Source organism: Streptomyces sp. NPDC053427 (genome assembly GCF_044544985.1).
Lineage (GTDB): Bacteria > Actinomycetota > Actinomycetes > Streptomycetales > Streptomycetaceae > Streptomyces.
The window spans coordinates 400,289-407,331 of sequence record NZ_JBITYA010000001.1; the positions used below are offsets into that span (position 1 = coordinate 400,289).

The following is a 7,043-nucleotide window of genomic DNA, read 5'->3' on the forward strand; positions in this document are numbered from 1 at the left end:
TCTGTGGCGGGGCCGAACGACGAACAGCCATACGCTGGGTTCATCTGGGCGGCGGGGCATCGACGCACCGACCCGCCCCTGCTCGAACGCGAGCGGGAGCAGGCAGAGCTGACGGAGGTGGTGGCCGCGCTCGGCGACGGCCACCCCGCCGTCGTCTCGGTGACCGGCCGCCCCGGCTTCGGCCACAACGCCCTGCTCCGCTGGACCGCCCGGCTCGCCGAGGAGCGCTCGGTACGCGTCCTGCGGGTCAGCGGCTCCCTGACCGAACACGACCTGCGACACGGAGCCGTCATCCAACTCCTCACCCAGCTGGGCGAGGCGACCGAACGCCCGCTCCGGGTGCTGCGCGAGCACCGCGAGCCGGCCGGCCTGCCGGGCCTCCTCGAACTCCTGCACACCACCCGCCGCACCCCCACCCTCGTGACGGTGGAGGACGCGCAGTGGCTGGACCCGGCCTCCCTGCACTGGCTGCAGGCCATGGTGCGCCGCCTGTCCGCGGGCGTCCCCCTCGCCCTGCTCGTCGGCCACACCGGCGTGGACGCGCACGGCCCCTACTGGCTGGCCGACACCGCCCCCTCCGCACGGCTGACCCGCCACCTCACCGCCCGCGGACTGAGCCCCCGCGCCGTCGCCGCCCTCGCTGAAGCGCTCTTCGGCATCCCCTGCGACGAGCCGTTCGCCGTCGCGGCCACCGAGGCGTCCCACGGCAGCCCCGCCGTACTGCACGCGGCACTGCACTGCCTGGCCGACGCCGGCCACCGCCCCACCGCCGACCTCGTCCCGCAGCTGCGCACCCTGATCACCGGCATCATCGGCGACCGCGCCGGGCGCGCCCTGCGGGGCCTGACCGACGAGGCCACCGCCGTCCTGCGGGCGCTGGCCGTCGGCGGCGACCTGCTGGACTTCACCCTGATCTGCTCCCTGGCCGGGCTGCGCACCGTACGCGAATCCCGGCTGCGCGCGGCGCTGGAAACGGCAGGCTTCACCATCCCCGACGGCCCCCACGAACGCATCCGCCTGCCCGTCGCCAGGGCCCGCATCCTGGAGGACACGCCGGCCGCCGAACGCGCCGGTCTGCACGCCCGCGCCGCCCACCTCGCCTACCGGTCCGGCGCCGACGACGAGGACATCGCCCGCTTCCTCCTCCACGCACCCCCCATCGGCGAGCCCTGGGCGGTCCAGGCCCTGTACGGCAGCTTCGCCGCCGCCCTGCGCCGCAGCGAGGTTCTCCTCCACGCACCCCCCACCGGCGAGCCCTGGGCCGTCCACGCGCTGCGCGGCAGCGTCGGCGCCACCCTGCGCCGCGATGAGTTCGCCCGGGCCGCAGCCTGGCTGAACCGCGCCCTCGACGAGCCCCAGCACCCCGTTCGGCGCGCACAGATCAGCCTCGACCTGGCCGGCGCCGAGGCCGTGGCCGCGCCCGAAGCGAGCGACCGCAGGCTCGCCACCGTCGTCAACAGCCCGGGCGAGGGCGAACGCTGGGCCCAACTGCGCCTACGGGCCCTGGACATGGGCCTGGCCCGGGGCGACGCCTCCTGGGGCCGCCGCGTCGCCGCCCAGGCCCTGGCCAACGCCCGAGGCACCGAGCGCGAGGACCTGATCGCGCTGTACTGGTACGCCGCCCAGGCCCGGCCCGAGGCCGCCGACGTCCCCGCCCCCGGCTTCCCCGCCCTGCCCGACCGCCCCCTCGCCCCCGCGCAGGCCGGCATCCGCGCCTGGCAGCTCGTCGCCCACGGCCGGCACCGCGAACGGGCCGCGGAGCTGGCCCGCCGTGCCCTGGAAGCAGGCCACGACAAACCCGTAATGCCCCGTCTGCTCGCCACCAGAGCACTCTGGCTCACCGACGCCGCCACCGAAGCCGAGGACCACCTTGCGGCCATCGTCGCCGACCTGCGTCGCCGCCACAGTCGCCCCACGCTCGCCCGCGCCCTGGCCCTGCACGCCGAACTGCACCTGCGCGGCGGCCGCCTGGACGCCGCCGAACGCGCGGCGGACGGCGCCGAACGGGCACTGCCTGCCGCTGCCTGGCACCCCTTGGCCGTCCCGCAGATCATGGCCCTGCGCACCATCATCGCCGTGGAGGCCCGGCAACGCGACGAGGCCCGCGCCCTGTACGACGCCCCCACACCGCCCGAATCCGAATGCGGCGTCCACTGGGCCTTCCTCGTGTACGCCCGCGCCCGCGTGGCCATCGACGAAGAACGCTGGTCCGAGGCGCTCGAACTGCTCAAGGAGAGCGGACGCTGGCTGCTGCGCAGACAGTGGGACAACCCCGCCGTGCTGCCCTGGCGTTCGCTGGCCGCCAGAGCCTGTGTCTCCCTCGGCGACCAGGCCCAGGCCCAGCGCCTGATCCGCGAGGAACTCGCCCTCGCCCGCCGCTGGGGCGCCCCCAGCGCACTGGGCCTGGCCCAACTGAGCGCCGAATCCCTCGACCCGCGCGCGGCGGCCGCCGTGTCGTCGCGCGAATCCACCCGCGTCCCACGCGAGCCCAACCAGCTCGCCTATGCCTCGGCGCTGGCCGAACTCGCCATGGAGGAGGCCACCAACGGCGACCGCACCACCGCGGCTCGTCTGCTGACCGAACTCTCCCGCCGCACGGTCACCCACCACTCCAGCCGCTTGTCCGAACGCGTACGGTGGCTGGTCACCCGGCTGGAACAGACCGCCACGCCCGACGACGACTCCACCCTCCCCAAGGAGTGGGCCGCCCTGTCACCCGCCGAGCGGCGGACCGCCGAGCTGGCCCGCCGCGGCCTGGGCAACCGCGAGATCGCCGAACAGCTCTCGGTCAGCCGGCGCACCGTCGAGCTGCGGCTGAGCAGCACATACAAGAAACTGCGCATCACCTCACGCCAGGAACTCCGTGCGCGGAGCCGGCCGACGAAAAGGACATGACCGATGCTGTATGAGCGGGAATCCGAACTGGCCCGCATCGGCACCGCAGTGCGTCAGGCACAGGCGGGCCGTTCCTCCGCACTGCTGGTGACCGGCCCCCTGGGCATCGGCCGGTCCTCCCTCCTCGAGGAGGCCGGCACCTCGCCCCCGGGCAACTTACGGGTGTTACGCGCCAACGCCGCCCCCATGGAGCAGGACTTCGCCTTCGGCATCGTCCACCAGCTCCTCGGCCCCCTCGTGGCCGACGACCTCCCCACCCCCGGCGACCACGACGTCCCCGCCTCCGAAGCCGTCCTCCACGGCCTGCGGTCGATACTCGCCGACGCCTGCGCCACCACCCCCGTACTCCTCCTCGTCGACGACCTGCAGTGGGTCGATCTCCCCTCCCTGCGCTGGCTCGTCTACCTGGCCCGGCGCGCGGACGGGATGCGCGCCGCCCTCGTGTGCACCCTGCGTGACGGCGACCCCCGAGCCCAGCACCCGCTCGTCGACGACTTCGCGGACGCCGCCGACATCCTGCGCCCCGCCCCGCTCTCGCTCGACGGCACCCGGGCGCTGATCCGCCACCAGCTGGGCGAACCCGCCGAGGACAGCTACGCCCACGCCTGCCACGACACCTGCGCCGGCAACCCCCTCTTCCTCCAGTCCGTCCTGCGCGACCAGGCCCTCAACGGCCACCGGCCCACCGCCGAACAGGCCCACCAGGCCCGCATCTTGCGCCCCACCCCGCTCCGCGACCGGCTGGCCAGCTGCCTCCACACCCAGCCCGGCCCGGTACGCGACCTGGCCGCGGCCCTCGCCGCCTTCGGCGACCACGGTGAGCCCGACCTCGTCCGACGCCATGCACGCCTGGACACCATCAGCTACCAGCGGGCCCTGCGCGCCCTGCACCGCCTCGGCCTGCTCGCCCCCCACGACGACACCCCACGCTTCATGCACCGTGTCGTCTGCGACGCCGTCGATTCCGCCCTCACCATTGCCGAACGCGAACGCTCCCGGGACGCCGCGGCCGAACTCCTCCACCAGGCCGGCCGCCCGGCCGACCACGTCGCGGACCTGCTGATGGGTGTCACCGACTCCCACCGCCCGTGGGCCATAGGGGTACTACGGGCGGCCGCAGAAGCCGCGCTGCGCCGCGGCGCGCCGGACGCCGCCGCCCGCTACCTGCGGCGCGCCCTGCTGGAGAGCACCGCGGGCGACGGCGAACGCGCACGCCTGCTGATCGACCTGGCCAAGGCCGAACGCGGCATCGACCCCGCCGCCTGCGAACGCCACATCAGCCAGGCCGTCCGCCTGCTGTCGTCGGCCACCGACCGGGCCGCCGCCACCTTGCTCATCCCGCCCAGCGTCCTCGGCGGCGCAACCTCCTCGGCCGTGGACCTGCTGCGCAACGTCTCCGAAGACTTCGAGCCCACCGAGCCGTGCCAGGGATGTCCCTGCGAGATCGCCCTGCGCCTGGAAGCGCGCCTGTGGCACGCCGGGCACGAGAACCCGGCGGAGCTGACCGGCGCGGTGGAACGCCTGCGCTCGCTCGGCACCCCGCCTCCCCTGGACACCGGCGGCGCCCGCGAACTGGCGGCCGTCCTGAACAACGCGGGGGTCCTCTCGAGTGCCCTGCCGGCACCGGACGTCGCCGCCCTGGCCGGACAGATCCTGGAACGCGAGCCGGTGACCTCCGCACCCGCCCGCACCGCACTACCGCTGGTCGCGGTGGCCCTGTACGCCGCCGACGCGGTGGAAGGCATCAACACCCGGCTGTCCGGCGAGCAGCACACCGACCGCCCGCACGCGGGGGTGCACGCCGAGAACGCCCTGATCCAGCTCGCCTGTGGGCGCCTGACCCAGGCCCGCGAACAGGCCGACCGGGCCGCCGGACTGGCCGACGCGGACTGGCGCGAGCCGACCACCGTCGTCCGGGCCGCGGTGGCCATGGAATCCGGCGACATCGAGCTGATCGAACGCCTCCTCGAGGACCCCGGGAGGCGCCGGCCGGCCGGCCTCGCCATGACGGTCGTGCGGCGGCTTCTCAGGGCCGCGCTCGACGCCCGCCGCGGCCGCGGCGCCGACGCGCTGAAAGCCCTACTGGTCTGCGGCCGCCAACTGGAATCGGCCGGCTGGCGCAACTCCGCCCTCTTCCCCTGGCGGCCCCGCGCCATCGTCCTCCACCACCGCCTGGGCGAGACCCGGCCGGCCCTGGCCCTGGCGGAGGAGGAACTGGCCTGGGCCCGGGAGTGGGCGGCCCCCGCCGCTCTCGGCCGCGCCCTGCGTCTGAACGCCCTGCTGCCCGGCGGAGGCGGCGTCGCCGCCCTGCGCGAGTCCGCCGAGATCCTTCGCACATCCGCCAACGCGCTCGAACTGTCCCGTACATTGCTCCAGTTGGGCCGAACCCTGGAGGGCGGCAAGGAATCGAGGGCGGTGCTGCGTGAGGCCGTTGCTCTCACCACCGCCTGCGGCGCCCCCTGGCTGACCGAGCGCGCCCGCGCGGCCCTGGGAACCGCCGCCCCCAGCCAGGAGGCACCGCTCACCCAAGGCGAGCGCAAGGTCGTCTCGCTGGTGAGCCGGGGTCTGACCAATCAGGAAATCGCCGATGAGCTGGGCGTGAGCACCCGTGCGGTGGAGAAGCATCTGACGTCGTGCTACCGGAAGTTGGGCGTCTCGGGGCGGCGTGAGCTGCTGGGAGCCCGGAGCGCGCTCGGGTCGCGCTGAGCTCGCTCGGTCCCGCCGAGCGCCCCGTGGTGAGCGCCCCTTACGGTGCCGGGGGATACCGGCGGTAATCGTTCGGAGTGTTCGGTGGGCCGAAAGGTCGCGGCGGACCGTACCGTGCGGGAGTGCGCGACCGCAGGTTTAGGGATAACGGCCGGGTCGGCGTTGACGCTTGTCCCAATCGATCCTTAGTGTCAATTGTGTCGGGGAGTTCGGAATTCTTCCCGGTAGCTGCCGGGCGGCCCTCGGATCCCGTGGCCCGCTTCATTCTCCGGTGTTTCCCCTTTTCGCTCGATGTTCTCTTGGTTTCTGGTTTACAAGCGGGGGTTGGAAAGGATGTCAGTCCCTTGAGATTTCCTGCTTTAGCGGACTCTCTGCAGCTTTCGGCAGGCCACAGTGCGGTCGGCGCGCCCGGTGCGGCCGGTACGGCGGTCCGAGGGGAGGAGCGGTCGAGTGTGTGCATATCCGTACTGGACCCGGCGCTGACGATCCGTCAGGCCAATCAGGACTTCTTCCGTCACTTCGCGACCCCCGCCGCACCTTCCGCCGACGTACTCGCGCCTCTCTCCTCCGATTCCTCGACGACGGCACCCGACGTCTTCGGGCGCAATTTCCGCGAGCTGGTGCACCCCAGCGTGCGGCAGCCGCTCATGCGGCAGTTCGAGCGGCTGCTGGAGGGCCGCCGGGACCGGTTCGTCACGAACGTGGTGGCGCTGCGGCCGACCGGCGACGTGTTCACCGGCAGCCTCACGGCCGCCGCAGTGAGCGGCTACGGCCCCGACCCGGCCGCCGTCCTCGTCGTGATGCGGTCGGGCGAGAGCTCGGCGGACGACGCGTTGGTGGCACCGAGAAGGAAACTTCTCAGCGAGATCGACGCGCGAATTCTGGAGGGAATCGCGGCGGGTCTGTCCACGATTCCGCTGGCGTCCCGGTTGTATCTCAGCCAGCATGGCGTGGAATATCACGTCACCAGTCTGCTGCGGAAACTGAAGGCTCCCAACCGCGCGGCGCTGGTCTCCCGCGCGTATGCAATGGGGGTGCTGACGGTGGGGACCTGGCCGCCCCGCGTCGTGGACGACTTCATCAAGTAACACACCCCCCGCAATTTCGGTGGTTCGCCACGCCGACGCGGGCCGAGGTCTGCCTTTGCGGCCCGGACCGTTCCGAAGGCGAGCCGAGAAGGTACCGGGCGCCGGGGGTGCCGCTGAGCATCCCCGGCGCCCCGGCCTGTCTGCGCGCGGCCGGCCCCGAGGCCCGGCCGACACTACGGAATTCCATGGTCACCCCCATAGAGACTGGGGGCGTGGCGTGCGGGAAGTCGAGCTGCCTCGTGCAGGGCACGCAGATAAGTCAGTAGCTGTGGAACAGCCGTCCCCAGCGCCGGCTGTCCACATCGAAATCCTCTGCTGTCCGACGGTCTTGAGATGGGTTGGAACGTGGCGAAC

Annotated in this window: 3 protein-coding genes; all 3 read left to right on the forward strand. The window is 73.2% G+C overall.

Going from position 1 to position 7,043, the window contains the following annotated elements; translation table 11 throughout:
* Positions 1–3: 3 nt before the first annotated feature.
* Positions 4–2,895 carry an AAA family ATPase gene (locus ACIGWZ_RS01620; protein WP_400059669.1) on the forward strand — a complete coding sequence of 964 codons (2,892 nt, stop codon included), beginning with the start codon at positions 4–6 and terminating at the stop codon, positions 2,893–2,895.
* 3 nt (positions 2,896–2,898) lie between these two features.
* Positions 2,899–5,601, forward strand: coding sequence for an AAA family ATPase (locus tag ACIGWZ_RS01625; RefSeq protein ID WP_400059672.1), 2,703 nt, complete (start codon positions 2,899–2,901; stop codon positions 5,599–5,601).
* 458 nt (positions 5,602–6,059) lie between these two features.
* Entirely contained in the window at positions 6,060–6,689 is a 630-nt protein-coding gene (locus ACIGWZ_RS01630) for a LuxR C-terminal-related transcriptional regulator (RefSeq protein ID WP_400060765.1), read from the forward strand.
* The last annotated feature ends 354 nt before the right edge of the window (positions 6,690–7,043 follow it).